Annotated in this window: 15 protein-coding genes; 9 read left to right on the forward strand and 6 right to left on the reverse strand. The window is 62.9% G+C overall.

The window, feature by feature from the left end; genetic code table 11:
• Nucleotides 1-66 precede the first annotated feature (66 nt).
• Nucleotides 67-1500, reverse strand: a complete 1434-nt coding sequence (gene cysS, locus NKI15_RS10085; protein WP_023805687.1) for a cysteine--tRNA ligase — start codon at nt 1498-1500, stop codon at nt 67-69.
• A gap of 391 nt (nt 1501-1891) precedes the next feature.
• On the opposite strand from cysS, the gene NKI15_RS10090 reads away from it, so the two are divergent.
• Nucleotides 1892-2047, forward strand: coding sequence for a hypothetical protein (locus NKI15_RS10090; protein ID WP_023673568.1), 156 nt, complete (start codon nt 1892-1894; stop codon nt 2045-2047).
• Nucleotides 2048-2181: 134 nt separating this feature from the next.
• Here NKI15_RS10090 and NKI15_RS10095 read toward each other — a convergent pair whose 3' ends face one another.
• Nucleotides 2182-2940 (reverse strand): SOS response-associated peptidase, encoded by a 759-nt coding sequence (locus NKI15_RS10095; protein ID WP_023754766.1) that lies wholly within the window; start codon nt 2938-2940, stop codon nt 2182-2184.
• A 124-nt stretch (nt 2941-3064) separates the two neighbouring features.
• Between NKI15_RS10095 and NKI15_RS10100 the strand changes: the two genes are divergently transcribed.
• The 4 genes from NKI15_RS10100 to NKI15_RS10115 all read left to right on the forward strand — a co-directional run bounded on the left by NKI15_RS10100 (nt 3065) and on the right by NKI15_RS10115 (nt 5412).
• A complete protein-coding gene (locus NKI15_RS10100) occupies nt 3065-3472 on the forward strand; it encodes an NUDIX hydrolase (RefSeq protein WP_023827490.1) in 408 nt (135 codons plus the stop codon).
• A 67-nt stretch (nt 3473-3539) separates the two neighbouring features.
• Nucleotides 3540-3917 carry a TIGR02301 family protein gene (locus NKI15_RS10105; protein ID WP_352514225.1) on the forward strand — a complete coding sequence of 126 codons (378 nt, stop codon included), beginning with the start codon at nt 3540-3542 and terminating at the stop codon, nt 3915-3917.
• Between the two features lie 327 nt (nt 3918-4244).
• A complete protein-coding gene (locus NKI15_RS10110; protein ID WP_023673564.1) occupies nt 4245-4502 on the forward strand; it encodes a hypothetical protein in 258 nt (85 codons plus the stop codon).
• 106 nt (nt 4503-4608) lie between these two features.
• Nucleotides 4609-5412 (forward strand): hypothetical protein, encoded by an 804-nt coding sequence (locus NKI15_RS10115; protein ID WP_352514224.1) that lies wholly within the window; start codon nt 4609-4611, stop codon nt 5410-5412.
• 21 nt (nt 5413-5433) lie between these two features.
• Here NKI15_RS10115 and NKI15_RS10120 read toward each other — a convergent pair whose 3' ends face one another.
• The 3 genes from NKI15_RS10120 to NKI15_RS10130 all read right to left on the reverse strand — a co-directional run bounded on the left by NKI15_RS10120 (nt 5434) and on the right by NKI15_RS10130 (nt 7838).
• On the reverse strand, nt 5434-6162 hold the full coding sequence (locus tag NKI15_RS10120; protein WP_352514275.1) for a nucleotidyl transferase AbiEii/AbiGii toxin family protein: 729 nt from the start codon (nt 6160-6162) through the stop codon (nt 5434-5436).
• Nucleotides 6163-6224: 62 nt separating this feature from the next.
• On the reverse strand, nt 6225-6452 hold the full coding sequence (locus NKI15_RS10125) for a hypothetical protein (RefSeq protein WP_027049982.1): 228 nt from the start codon (nt 6450-6452) through the stop codon (nt 6225-6227).
• Between the two features lie 54 nt (nt 6453-6506).
• Entirely contained in the window at nt 6507-7838 is a 1332-nt protein-coding gene (locus NKI15_RS10130) for a dihydroorotase (RefSeq protein ID WP_352514223.1), read from the reverse strand.
• Nucleotides 7839-7920: 82 nt separating this feature from the next.
• Between NKI15_RS10130 and ygfZ the strand changes: the two genes are divergently transcribed.
• The 3 genes from ygfZ (at nt 7921) to NKI15_RS10145 (ending at nt 11619) form a co-directional block, all read left to right on the forward strand.
• Entirely contained in the window at nt 7921-8781 is an 861-nt protein-coding gene (ygfZ, locus tag NKI15_RS10135; protein ID WP_352514222.1) for a CAF17-like 4Fe-4S cluster assembly/insertion protein YgfZ, read from the forward strand.
• On the forward strand, nt 8781-9419 hold the full coding sequence (locus tag NKI15_RS10140; protein ID WP_352514221.1) for an HD domain-containing protein: 639 nt from the start codon (nt 8781-8783) through the stop codon (nt 9417-9419). Before ygfZ ends, NKI15_RS10140 begins: the two co-directional genes overlap by 1 nt.
• Nucleotides 9420-9486: 67 nt before the next feature.
• Nucleotides 9487-11619, forward strand: coding sequence for a putative bifunctional diguanylate cyclase/phosphodiesterase (locus tag NKI15_RS10145; RefSeq protein WP_352514220.1), 2133 nt, complete (start codon nt 9487-9489; stop codon nt 11617-11619).
• On the opposite strand, the gene NKI15_RS10150 is transcribed toward NKI15_RS10145, so the two are convergent.
• Nucleotides 11588-12436, reverse strand: a complete 849-nt coding sequence (locus NKI15_RS10150) for an AraC family transcriptional regulator (RefSeq protein WP_352514219.1) — start codon at nt 12434-12436, stop codon at nt 11588-11590. The genes NKI15_RS10145 and NKI15_RS10150 overlap by 32 nt on opposite strands.
• 91 nt (nt 12437-12527) lie before the next feature.
• On the opposite strand from NKI15_RS10150, the gene NKI15_RS10155 reads away from it, so the two are divergent.
• On the forward strand, nt 12528-13694 hold the full coding sequence (locus NKI15_RS10155; RefSeq protein ID WP_352514218.1) for an amidohydrolase: 1167 nt from the start codon (nt 12528-12530) through the stop codon (nt 13692-13694).
• The last annotated feature ends 10 nt before the right edge of the window (nt 13695-13704 follow it).

Consider the following 13704-nt stretch of genomic DNA (forward strand, 5'->3'; position numbering starts at 1 on the left):
CGCAAGGGGGGAGATTGGCTGTCGCTCCGGCCTTCGCCAATCTTACAACGGTGTCTCGCGCCACCCTCACCGCTTTACCTCCCACGTCGTCACGCGTTCGCCAGTGATAGGATCCTTGCCGTCTTTCAGCTGCACGCCCTGCGCCAGAAGCTCATCGCGGATGCGATCGGCTTCGGCCCAGTTTTTCGCTGCGATCAGTTCCAAGCGCTTGGCGATCGCCTTGGCGACCGCAACCTCGTCGACCTTGGCCGCGCCGATATCGAAGCCGAGGAACAACAGCGATGCCTTCAGCGATGCGGCCGCTTCGTTGCCCTCCGCGGCCTCACCGGCAAGCTGCGTGAGCTGCTGGAAGGCGGCATAGGTGGCGAGGTCGTCAGACAGCGCCGCCACAACCTCCGCCGGAACTTGCCCTGCCGACGGGGCGAGATCGGCGGCGCGCTTCCATTTGCGCAGCGTATTCTCGGCCTCTTCCAGCTTGCGTACGGAAAAGTCGATCGGCTCGCGGTAATGCGTCATCAGCATCGCCAGCCGCAGCACCTCGCCCGGCCATTTGCGGCCGCCGAAAGTGTCGGTCTCCAGCAGTTCGGCGATGGCGTAGAAATTGCCGAGGCTCTTCGACATTTTCTGGCCCTCGACCTGCAGGAAGCCGTTGTGCATCCAGACATTGGCCATGACGTCGGTGCCGTGGGCGCAACGCGACTGGGCGATCTCGTTCTCATGGTGGGGGAAGATCAGGTCCAAGCCGCCGCCATGGATATCGAAGACATCGCCGAGATAGGCGGCCGACATGGCCGAGCATTCGATGTGCCAACCGGGCCGGCCCCTGCCCCATGGGCTGTCCCAGCCGGGCTCTTCCGGTGACGACAATTTCCACAGCACGAAATCGCCCGGGTTCTTCTTGTGAGCGTCGACGGCAATTCGCGCACCGGCCTGCTGTTCGTCGAGATTACGCTTCGACAGCTCGCCATATTCCGGCATCGAGGCGGTGTCGAACAGCACTTCGCCGGCGGCGACATAGGCGTGGCCGCGTTCGATCAAACGTTCGATGAGGGTGATCATGTCAACCTTGCCGTCGGCGCGGCGCGCCACGAACTCGGTGGCGCGCGGCTCGACCGTCGGCGGCAAGCAGCCTAGTGCGGCGACATCCTTGTGGTACTGATCGGCGGTCTTTTCGGTGACGCGGCGGATCGCTTCGTTGAGCGTCAGGTTTCCCGACGCGATCTCGGCGCCGAAATCGCGCAGCGCGCGGGCGTTAATCTTGTCGTCGACATCTGTGATGTTGCGCACATACGTGACACCAGTCTCGCCGTAGAGGTGACGCAGCAAACGGAACAGCACGTCGAAGACGATAGCCGGACGCGCATTGCCGATATGGGCAAAGTCGTAGACGGTTGGGCCGCAGACATACATGCGCACATTCGACAGGTCGATCGGGACGAACACGTCCTTCGTCCGCGTTAGCGTGTTGTAGAGGCTGAGACCCTTCGATGCGTCAGACATGCGTGCCCTTCCGGTCCGTTAAGTTCTGGAGAGAGCCTTACCTGTGCCAAGGCACAAATCGGGCTCCAGCCTGCTGGCCGGGGCGTTTGTCCACTCTGGGGAAAAATGAGGCGAAAACGTCCGGACCAGCGCGAAGCTAGCCAATAATGCAAATGCCACAAATGGCGAAAAACGTTTTCATCGGCGGCTTTATCGCCTTGGGCGGTGTTGCCGTCAAGTCGCAACTTCCAGCAAAAGCGTCGCTGGATCATAGGTCAGGAGCCGCTGAAACATTTTATTAAACATGTCGGCACAGTCATGAAACATTCGCCGGCTAGTCCACCATAGGTCACGATTCGGTCAGATTCGGCCGGCAAACGCAGACACGGAAATGTTACCAGGGAAGAGATCGATGTCACGAACCAAGCAGGAATCGAGCCGCGCCAAGCAACCGGCGCTCGCCAACCACTACCGTGCGATCGGCCCGGCCGCGATCGTCGCCGCCCTTCTCCATACCGCGAAGAATAAAAAGCCGGCGCCGAAAATCACTTCGCCCCGCGCTGCCTGAACAGGCATCGTGCCGCCGCCGACAAGGCGTGCGCCGGAACGGAAGGCTGAGGCCCCATAGCGCGCCTGAAACAACAGCTCTTCCTATTGAGCAGGTTCTTCCCGAAGGCCGGACTGGCTTCTTGGGAACGCGCTCTAAAACAGCGTCATCTGACTGCCGTCCGCGCCGGGCTTCTGGCGCCTGACCTTGTCGGGCTCGACGATGCCCATGTCCTGTATCTCCGGCCCGGTGTTGGCGACCTTGCTGACGAGGTCGGAGACCGGAATTGCCTCGAAGAAATCGGGCAGCGCGGGTTTGAGCAGGTCGGCCACGTCGCGCGGTTCGAGCGTGCGGCAGTCCAGCCAGCGGTCAAAATCTTCAGGCGCGATCACCACCGGCATCCGGTCATGGATATGGGCGATGCTGGCATTGGCGTTGACGGTAAGAATGGCGCCGGTGTCCATTTCCGAACCGCCCGGCTCGGAATAGGTTTCAATCAGCCCGGCAAAGGCGATCAACCCGCCACGCCTCGGCCGTATCCAGTAGGGCTGGCCCTTCTTGCCGCTGCCGGATTGCTGCCACTCATAGAAGCCGGAGGCCGGCACCAAGGCACGGCGATGGCGCATGGCGGCTTTGAACGAGGCTTTTTCAATAGCGCCTTCCGAACGCGCGTTGATGAGCAGCGGAAATTTCCTGGTGTCCTTGACCCAGGTGGGGACCAGCCCCCAGCGCACCAGCATCGCCTGGCGATCCGGGAAATTCGAGCCCGGCATGCGCGGCGGCCCCGACAGCGCCATCAGCACCGGCTGCGTCGGCGCGATGTTGTAGCGGGCCGGAAAATCGTCCAGCTCCGCCACGCCGAGCAAGGCGGCGGTCTGGTCCGGCGTGGCCGTCAGGGCAAAGCGTCCGCACATTGGCAAGCTCGATGAATTGATCCGATCGCGAACGTGGCGATGGAACCGGCGCTGCGCAACCGCTAAAGCTGCTCGCTGCCAGCCGGTCCACAGGGTGTGGCCTCACATAAGCGAATCGATATCGATGAACGAGCAGCGCAAGACACTTCCCGCAGTCTCGGTCGCCGTCGTGCGCGGCAGGACGGTGCTGCTGGTCAAGCGGGCGCGGCCGCCGTCGCAGGGGCTTTATGCCTTTCCCGGCGGCAAGGTCGAGCCCGGCGAGACGCTGCAAGAAGCAGCGTCGCGCGAATTGCTGGAGGAAACCGGGCTGCGTGCGCAGGACTATCGTCCGCTTCGCGACATCCGCATCGACGGCAGCGGCGAGAATCACCCGGTCGACTATCTGCTGACCGTGTTCGGCGCCGTTTATGCCGGCGGCGAAGCGACGGCCAGCGACGATGCCGAGACCGCTGCCTTCTATAGTCTTGATGAAATGGCGACGCTGCCGCTCGCGGGTGACGTCATGGAGGTGGCTGAAGAGCTTTTGGCCTGAAGCAGGCCCATATCTGCCGCTCCGAGAATCGCCTTGCAGGCGACAAAATGTTTCGTCAGATAGACTTATGACCCGCACCTCGCTGTTCCTTGCCGCATGCATCGCCACCGCCACGGCTGTTGGCGTGCAGCCGGCGCTGGCCGCCGAGTCGCCGTTCGAGCCCGGGCTGATGCGACTGGCCGAGGTGCTGGGGTCGCTGCATTTCCTGCGCAATCTGTGCGGCGAAAAGGGCGACCAGTGGCGCTCCGAGATGGAAAAGCTGATCGATTCAGAAAATCCCGATCCCGAGCGGCGCGCCCGCTTCATCGCCAGCTTCAACCGCGGCTACCGTTCCTTCGGCGGCACCTATACCCAATGCACGCCGTCAGCGACCGAAGCCATCAGCCGCTACATGAAGGAAGGCGAGACGCTGTCGCGCGACATCGCCTCGCGTTACGGCAACTGACGAGCGCCAGACGGCGTTTAGCCACGCCTTTTCGAGCACCCGCCTTGTATCCACGGCATCGTTGATGCAATCTTGGTGTTGCACTTGCGCAACAGTATTAACGAAACGTTAGTGCGCGAATGCCGAATTAACTCAAACTGAAGGTTTTCATCCCGCTCACCGGTCTAATCGGCTAAGTTTGAATCGGACCGAACGCAGGCGACGAAGTTTGCAAAGACGATCAAAAAAATGTCGTATTTACGGACACTTACCTAGCCTGCGTGAGATAAGGGCAGCCAAGCCGGATCCGACCCGTCGGACCGCCGCTTGAAAAGGTGGACATCGCAAATGGAACATGGCGTCAACGACATCGACGCGCTGGTCAGGGAAGAAAAGCGCCTGACCGCGGTGGAAAGCCATAGCGAGGCCTGGGCGGAAGGTCTGTCGGCCGGCATAGAACCTGAAATCATCGCCGAGGCAGCGCTTGAAACCGCGTTCGGCGAGATGCTGCGAGCCAATGGCGAAACCTCGGCCCTTGCCCTGCTCGATCGCATGCGTGAAAAGGTGATCGCCGGCGCCTTCGAGCCGGAGCGGTTTCGGCACTAGGCGTCGCGCGTCTCAGAGGGTGCACTGCCAGCTTACCGGTTCTTTGACGACGGCGAGTCGTTTGGGCATCATGCCTGAAGAGCCTAGGCCCGAGGAGAGGCAAGCGGTGAATTTTTCGATGTCAGGCCGGCCTCGCGGCGTGGTCCTCAGCATCTGGCTTGCCGCTTCCTGCGCCGCGGTTCCGCTGGCGCTTGTCCTGACCAGCAACCCTGCCTGCGCGCTGAGCGAGATCAAGCGCGAGGAGCTTCCAGCTCCTGCCGGGCCACCCGCCAATGGTGAGACGGCGCCGTCTGAAAATTCAGTGCCAATGCCCGACCTGCCCGGCAGGACGCCGCCGGCGGCCAGCCGGCCGAAATCGCCGTCAGAGCCCGGACAAAGCCAGCCGGAAGCCCCCGCCAACGATGGCGGCGTGGCCAACCCAAGTGCCGATCCCGAAGGGCCGGTGCCTGAAGTCGTCTACGACCTTTCCAAATTGCCGGAGCCCGTCAGGCGCATGCGCGATCTGATGGTCGAGGCCTGCGTCAGCGGCGACATCGAGAAGCTGCGGCCGCTGATCGGCAAGGGCGACACCATGACCCAATTGTCGCTGGGCGAAATCGAGGGCGACCCGATCGCGTTCCTGAAAGGGCTATCGGGCGACAAGGAAGGTCAGGAAATCCTCGCTATCCTGGAAGAGGTGCTCAATGCCGGCTATGTCCATGTAGACGTCGGCACACCGCAGGAACTCTATGTCTGGCCGTATTTCTTCGCCCTGCCGCTGGACAAGCTCAACGCCAGACAGCGGGTCGAACTGTTCAAGATCGTCACCGCCGGCGACTATGACGACATGAAGCAGTTCGGCGCCTACATCTTCTACCGCGTCGGCATCACGCCGGCCGGGCAGTGGACATTCTTCGTCGCCGGGGATTGAACGGCGATTCCCCTGGGATGGCTACTGGCTAGGGCTAGAAAGCTCGAGGCCTGTGTCAGGCCATAAGCGGATACCTTCATTTCGAAGGGCCGAAATCGCTTCGACCGCCGCGTTGGGATCCATTTGCAGCACCTCGGCGGCATGCCGCAATTCTTCCTTGTCCCGCAGCCTGTTTACCACCCAAGCCACCTTGCGCTCGATATCCACGCCATAGGCCGCCTTCGCCTTGCCAACAGCGTCGCTCGGGATTTCCTTATAGATGCCAACCAGCACTCCAAGATCGATGGCATCGCGATATGCAATTGCACGGTCCTGACATCGATCCGCGTTCGCCAGCAACTTCTCGGCAAACATATCCGCCGGGACCAGGGCGGATACATTCAGATCGTCGTCGAAATGGCCTCGCAGTTTTATGCGGCCTTCGCGGATGACTTCAAACTTGATCGTTTGGCCTTTCAACCGCACGATCGTCCGCAAGCCATATTGATCGATCTGGAAGTCCCGAACAGCCTCGACCGGCTCAGGAAAGAATGCTCTGACGCCACGTTCGGCTGCGGAGGTCCGCAATTCGCGATAGCCATCACTGTCGGCACACAGGAAGTCCACATCCAGTGAGCGGCGATATTCCCCGAATTTCATAACGATCGCAGTGCCACCGCCGAACCAGCACTGGTTTGCGGTCAGGAAATGGCGATCCATCAACCCGAGCGCTTCGGCAATGATCTGGTGCTCGGGCCTCTTGAATTCCATCATGACGCTCGCGGTGTGTCCTGTTGATATTCCGGCTGCGAGGAACGACCAGGTGAGGGAAATCAGCCGGCGGTCAAGAGCACGCCGTGACCGAATTTGTCTGCCAAACTTTGGATAAGCATCTTCTCACGCACAGTAAGACGCTTTTGATCGACAAACCGCCAATTACGCTCATACAGCGCAAATGCCTCTTCGGCCGGAATCGGGCGTGCCGCATCGCGGTTCCAGGCGAGCGCCTGGAGCTCCGGAAACTCCGCAGGGACAATCATGGGCGCGATATCTGCGTTCATAATGCCCTTAACGTAGTGGATAGCGCTTAAAAAATCCAACGCAGCAAGAAACCGCTAAGCCGGCAGCGCCTCGGAAAACTCTACCGGCCTGCCCTGCCCGGGCGTGACGATCTCGCCTTCCCACATCACGCGACGGCCGCGCACGATGGTGCCGATCGGCCAGCCGGTGACTTCCTTGCCGTCATAGGGCGTCCAGCCGGCCCTGGAGCCGGCTTGCGCATTGGTGATGGTCTCGCGCCGCTGGAGGTCGACAATGGTGAAATCGGCATCGTAGCCGGCGGCGATGCGGCCTTTCCTGGCCATGCCGAAGATGCGCTGCGGGCCGTGGCTGGAGAGGTCGACGAAGCGCTGCAGGGTCAGCAGGCCTGAATTGACATGGTCGAGCATGATCGGCACCAGCGTCTGCACCCCGGTCATGCCAGACGGCGAGGCCGGATAGGGCTTTGCCTTCTCGGCCGGCGTGTGCGGGGCGTGATCGGAGCCGAGCACGTCAATGATGCCTTGCGCAATGCCGTGCCAGACGCCGTCGCGATGGCGGGCCGCGCGAACCGGGGGATTCATCTGGATCAGCGTGCCCAGCCGCGCATAGTCGTCGGCGGCGAGTGTCAAATGGTGCGGCGTCGCCTCGCAGGTGGCGACATCCTTGTGCTGTTGGAGGAAGATGATTTCCTCGGCAGTGGAGATATGCAGCACATGGATGCGGGCGCGGGTGTTTCGCGCGATGCGCACCAGCCGCTCGGTACAGCGAAGCGCCGCGATCTCGTCGCGCCAGACGGGATGCGATGACGGGTCGCCCTCGACGCGCAGGCCCAGGCGCTCGCGCAGCCGGAACTCGTCCTCCGAGTGAAAGGCGGCACGGCGGCGGGTGTTGCGCAGGATCGATGCGACACCCTCGTCGTCCTCGACCAGCAGGTCGCCGGTGGACGAGCCCATGAACACCTTTATCCCGGCAGCACCCGGCAGCCGCTCGAGCTCACCGACATCATCGGCATTCTCGCGCGTGCCGCCAACCCAGAAGGCGAAGTCGCAATGCATCCGGCTGGTGGCGCGGCGCACCTTGTCGGCAAGCGCCGCCTCGCTGGTGGTCAGCGGATTGGTGTTGGGCATTTCGAAGACGGCGGTGACCCCGCCCAGCACAGCCGCGCGCGAGCCCGTCTCCAGATCTTCCTTGTGCTCCAGCCCCGGCTCGCGAAAATGCACCTGACTGTCGACGACGCCTGGCAGGACGTGCAGCCCGCGACAGTCGATCGCTTCGCCGGCCGAAGCTTGGCGAAGATCGCCTATTGCGACGATACGACCACCCTTGACGCCGACATCGCGCGCGGCTTCGCCATCATGGTTGACCACAGTGCCGCCTGTCAGGATGAGGTCGTAGGTGGTGGCCATGGGCGTTCGGTCTCTTGCGGGGGGAGTATCGTCGGCTTACGTAAAGGCCGACTGTTTTGCAAGATCAGGTTCTTTGCCGCCCATGCCTTTTGCCCTGTTCAAAGACCGCGCCCTCATTTCCGTGTCAGGCCCGGATGCCGAGCATTTTTTGCAGAATATCCTCACCACCGACCTCGACACGCTGGCCGTCGATGCGGCAAAGCCAGGTGCGCTGCTTTCGCCGCAAGGCAAGATCCTGTTCGATTTCCTGATCTCGCGTAGCGGCGAGAACGCATTCCGGCTGGATTGCCGTGCCGACATCGCAGACGATTTCCTGCGCCGGCTGATGCTTTACAAGCTGCGCGCCAAGGCCGAGATTGCCAGGCAGGATCAAGTGCTTGTGACGGTTGCGTGGGGCGATGATTCAAGCGCTTCACAGTCTGATTCAACGGTACTTGCCGATGCCCGCTTCCGCGAGGTGGCTGTGAGCCGCTCCTATGGCGGCGCATTCGTAGGTGGCGACCCGGCTGCGTGGCAGGCGCTCCGCATCGCCAACGGCATTGCCGAAAGCGGTTCCGATTATCAGCTCGGCGAAGCCTTCCCTCACGACGTGCTGCTCGACGAGACCGGCGGCGTCGGCTTCAAGAAAGGCTGCTATGTCGGCCAGGAAGTGGTCTCGCGCATGCAGCATCGCGGCACCGCCAGGCGCCGCGTGCTGATCGTTTCGGCCGACCGCGCCTTGCCCGCGCCGGGCTCGGAGCTGACGGTTGCGGGGCAGCCGGTCGGCACGCTCGGCTCGACCGCGGGCATGGCCGGCCTCGCCATTGCCCGCATCGACCGGGTCAAGGCGGCGCTCGACGCTGGCCAGCCGGTACTGGCCGGTGATGTCACCGTCTCGCTCGCCATCCCGGCCTGGGCGCAGTTCAGCTTTCCCAGGGAAGCCATCGGCGCGGAGGATGCCTGATGGCTGCCGATCGCGTCGGAGCGCCACTCCGCGCGTGGCAGCGCATGCTGTCGGGACGGCGGCTCGACCTGCTCGACCCCTCGCCGCTCGACATCGAAATCTCCGACATCGCCCACGGGCTTGCCCGCGTCGCCCGCTGGAACGGCCAGACCCGCGGCGATCACGCCTTTTCGGTTGCCCAGCATTCGCTGCTGGTCGAGGCGCTGTTCAGCGAGTTGCAGCCGGACGCCTCGGCCAACGCTCAGTTGGCAGCACTGCTGCATGACGCGCCGGAATATGTCATCGGCGACATGATCTCGCCGTTCAAATCGGTAATGGGCGGCTCCTACAAGGAGTGTGAGCTGCGTCTCCAGCGCGCCATCCATCAGCGCTTTTCGCTGCCGCCCGAACTCGGCGTCGGCTTGCGCAAGGAGATCAAGCGCGCCGACCAGATCGCCGCCTATTACGAGGCGACGCTGCTTGCCGGTTTCTCGACCGCAGAAGCAACCGAGTTCTTCGGCCGGCCGCGCGGGTTCAATGCCGACCGCTTCGACTTTAAGCCGCACTCGGTGACCTCGGCGCAAGCTGCCTTCCTCAAACGCTACGCAACGCTTGAAAAGCAACGCCAGGCAACGGTTGCCGTGCATTCGGCGCAGTGAACATACGCTAAATTAACCAGCGGTAACCACAGTACCGGGTTTCGATCACGGTCAGCAGGCACGCCTCATGTCCGTTGCGCACGTCAAGGGTGGTTCGCCCGTCCGCAGACGGGGAGCCGGAGGCGTCGCCGCGCCACGGCAGATCGCCGACGAACTGCGCCACCAGAACGAGCGCTTTTCGGCGGCCGTCGAGAATATGTCGCATGGGCTGTGCATGTTCGACGCCGACGAGCGGATGATCATCTGCAACGGCAACTATATCAGCATCTTCTCCCTCGACGCGAAGATCGTGCGGCCCGGCATCGCGTTCCTGGACATTCTAAAGCACAGCGTCGACATCGGTGTCGCCTCACAGAGCGCCGAAGACCTGTATGCCATCCGCAAGCCCTATATCGAGCGCGCGCAAGCCTCGACCTACGAGGAAATACTGTCGGACGGACGTATCGTTTCCATCACGCACCGGCCGCTGGCCTCAGGCGGCTGGGTGTCGATCTATGAGGACATTACGGAGCAAAGGCGGGCCGAGCAGGAACTGAAGGAGCAGCACCGCCGCTTCGATGCGGCGCTCGCCAACATGTCGCAAGGCCTGTTGATGTACGACGCCGAAGGCACGCTGATCGTGCGCAACCAGCGCTTCCTCGACCTCTACAAGGTCACGCCTGACGACTTCCCGCTCGGCATGAGCCAGCGCTCCCTGCTCGAACAGATGGTGCGACTGCGCATCTATCCGTCGATGGACATTGACGGCGAGATCGCCAACACCAGAGCCAGCCTGCAGGCCGGTGAGGAGCGTTCGACAGACCGCAGCCTTGCCGATGGCCGAACGCTGCTGGTTGCGCGCCGGCCGCTTGCCGGTGGCGGCTGGGTGGCGACCTTCGAAGACATCACCGAGCGCCGGCGCGCCGAAGAGCGCATGAGCCACCTTGCACATTACGACACGCTGACCGACCTGCCCAACCGCTCGATGTTTCGCGAACGGCTCGACCAGGCGATGGCCGGCGATACACCGCTGGCGATCTTCTCGCTCGACCTCGATCGTTTCAAGGCCGTCAACGACACCTGGGGACACCCTGCCGGCGACTGGCTGCTGAAATGCGTGGCTGAGCGGTTGCGGCACAGCCTGCGCAGCGACACCGATATGGTCGCCCGCCTCGGTGGCGACGAGTTCGCCATCCTGCAGTTCAATCCCAAAGGCTCCACCGATGCGGAACAACTGGCAAAACGCATCGTCGCTGTCGTCAGCCAGCCGTTTCGCGACAAGGGCCGCGAGATGCATGTCGGCATCAGCCTTGGCATCGCGCTGTATCCCGGTGACGGCAAGGACGCCGACACGCTTTTGAAGAACGCCGACATGGCGCTTTACAGCGGCAAGAGCGAAGGCCGCAACGTTTACCGCTTTTTCGAGCCCGGCATGGATGCCTTGGTGCGGGCGCGCCTGGCGCTCGAAACCGATCTCGAGACGGCACTGAAGCGGCGGGAGTTCATGCTGGAGTTCCAGCCGATCACCAACATCGCGTCGGGCAAGATCGTCGGCGCCGAAGCGTTGATGCGGTGGAATTCACCGACGCGCGGCCTGGTGGCGCCCGACGATTTCATCGCAGCCGCCGAAGACAGCGGGCTGATCGTTCCGCTGGGCGAATGGGCGCTGAAACAGGCCTGCAGCGTGGCCGCCGGCTGGCCGCCTGGAATGCGCATCGCCGTCAATGTCTCGGCAGTGCAGATCAGAAGCGCCGACTTTGCCCGCAGCGTGATTTCGGCGCTGGCCGTTTCCGGCGTGCCGGCCAGCCGGCTCGAACTGGAAATCACCGAGACCGTGCTGATGGATGAGAGCGAGACGGTGCTGAAGACGCTGAGGCAGCTGCGCGAACTCGGTATCCGCATCGCGCTCGACGATTTCGGCACCGGCTATTCGTCGCTCGGCTATCTCAGGCGTTTTCCCGTCGACAAGATCAAGATCGACCGCTCCTTCATCCACGATATCGACAACAAGGACACGGCGGCGATCGTGCGCACGATCATCGGGCTTGGTGCCGAACTTGGCATCACCGTCACCGCCGAAGGCGTCGAGACCGAAGCGCAGCTCGACATATTGCGCAAGGCTGGCTGCGTCGAGGTGCAGGGCTTTCTGATCGGCATGCCGTCAAAGGCCGCCGACATGGCTCGACTTCTCAAGACGAGGGCAGCGTCCCGGCGCGCCTGAACATCCCCGGCGTCATTCCATGCGCGGCGCGGAAGGTGCGCGAGAGATGGCTTTGGTCGGAGAAGCCGGCCGCAAAGGCGGCACCGGCGAGATCTGAACCTTGCCGGATCAGCAGATCGGCACGGCGCAGCTTGCGGTCACGGATGAAGGCAGCAGGGGTGAGACCCAGCACTTTCCTGAAATCGCGGATAACTTGAAAGCGCGTCACGCCTGCGGCTTCAGCGAGCCGCTGCAAATCGAGGTCCGAGTTCAGATGGTCTTCGATGACCTGTTCATAGACCCGGAGCCGGCTTTTCGATCCGAAGCTTTCGACCGCCTCGCGCCGCCTGCCGCCCCAATCGCCATGGCGCAGGATGAGCTTGCGCAAGGCGATCAGCATGGATGTTTCGGCGCTCGTGGCATCACCCGATGTCGAAGCCAAGTGCGCGACGCCTACTGCCTGGACGAGATCGGCATCATCGACGATCGCTTGCGAAAACAACGGCGGGCGATCCTGCCCGAGTTCGTCCGCGATCGCACCCATGAGCGAGGCCGACGGATAGAAGGTGCGGTAAGCCCAACCCTGGTCGGCACCCGCCTCGCCGTCATGCCATATCTCCGGATTGACGAGCAGAACCGTGCCCGACGGCGCGAGGACAGTCTCGTTGCCGATGCGGACCCGCTCGCACCCTTGCGTGATCAGGGCGACGACATAGGCCGGGTGCGTGTGCAGCTGGTAGCGATGCCGCGTGAAGCGCGCCTTGAGCATGCCAAGATCGCGAAAGCGCGGATGACGCCAGAACTGCGTCGTCTCCTGAGGCTGTTGAATTCCAGACACGGTCAATCCTGTTCAAGACGCTGCCGGCGCAAATCCTTTACGTGCTGGCATCGACAAGGCCGAATTTACGATAGCCGGCAAGGAGAGCGCAATGCTGCACAACGACCCCATCGCCGCCCTCACCCCGCAGGTGGTGGAATGGCGGCATCACATCCACGCCAACCCCGAACTCGGTTTCCAAGAGTATGAGACCGCGCGCTTCGTCGCCGACAAGCTGCGCACCTTCGGGCTCGACGAGGTTCATGAAGGCAAAGGCGGCACCGGCGTGGTTGGCGTCCTCAGAGGACGACCAGGCGTGCGCGCCATCGGGCTTCGCGCCGAACTCGATGCCTTGCCCGTGCTGGAGAAGACAGGATTGCCATATGCGTCGAAGAAAGACGGCGTGATGCATGCCTGCGGCCACGACGGGCACATCGCGATGCTGCTCGGCGCCGCCAAGCTGCTCGCCGACAACAGAGCCTTCGACGGCACCGTCTGTTTCATCTTCCAGCCGGCGGAAGAAAATGAAGGCGGCGCCATGCGGATGATCGAGGACGGACTGTTCGAGCGCTTCCCCGTGGAAGCCGTCTACGCCGTCCACAACTGGCCGGGGCTGCCGCTCGGAAAGATCGCGGCCCGTGCCGGGTCGATGATGGCGGCCGTCGACACTTTCGAACTGAACTTTGAGGGGACCGGCGCGCATGCCGCCATGCCGCAGCTAGGCGACGATCCCGTGCTCGCGGCCGGCGCCTTCGTTCAAGCCGTGCAGCGCATCGTCAGCCGTTCGGTCGACCCGCAAATGGCGCTGGTCGTTTCGATCACCCAGATCCATGGCGGCAATGTCGGCAACATCGTGCCGGGCAAGGTCTGGCTGCAGGGAACCTGCCGCTTCTTCGAGCCCACTTTGTCGGACCATTGCGAAAGGCTGATCGGCGACATCGCGCAAGGCATTGCCTCGGCGCATGCACTCACCGCCAAGCTCGCCTACAAGAAAGGCTACCCGCCGCTGGTCAACACGTCGGCTGCCACTGACCGGGCCGTCCAGGCGGCAACCGCGGTTATCGGCCGCGAGCAGGTCGAGACCGCATTCAACCCAAGCCTCGGCTGCGAGGATTTTGCCTACATGGTCCGCGAAGCCGGCGGCTGCTATGCCTGGGTCGGCGCAGGAGCGGTCAGACTGGGCGAAGGGCTGCACGGCGATCGCTATGTCTTCAACGACGCCATCGTCCCCACCGTGCTCCGCTATTTCGTCACGCTCGTTGAGCAGACGCTACGCTGACGGCCGAGCG

It is taken from the genome of Mesorhizobium sp. M0862, assembly GCF_040319795.1.
In the GTDB taxonomy this organism is placed as follows: Bacteria; Pseudomonadota; Alphaproteobacteria; order Rhizobiales; family Rhizobiaceae; genus Mesorhizobium.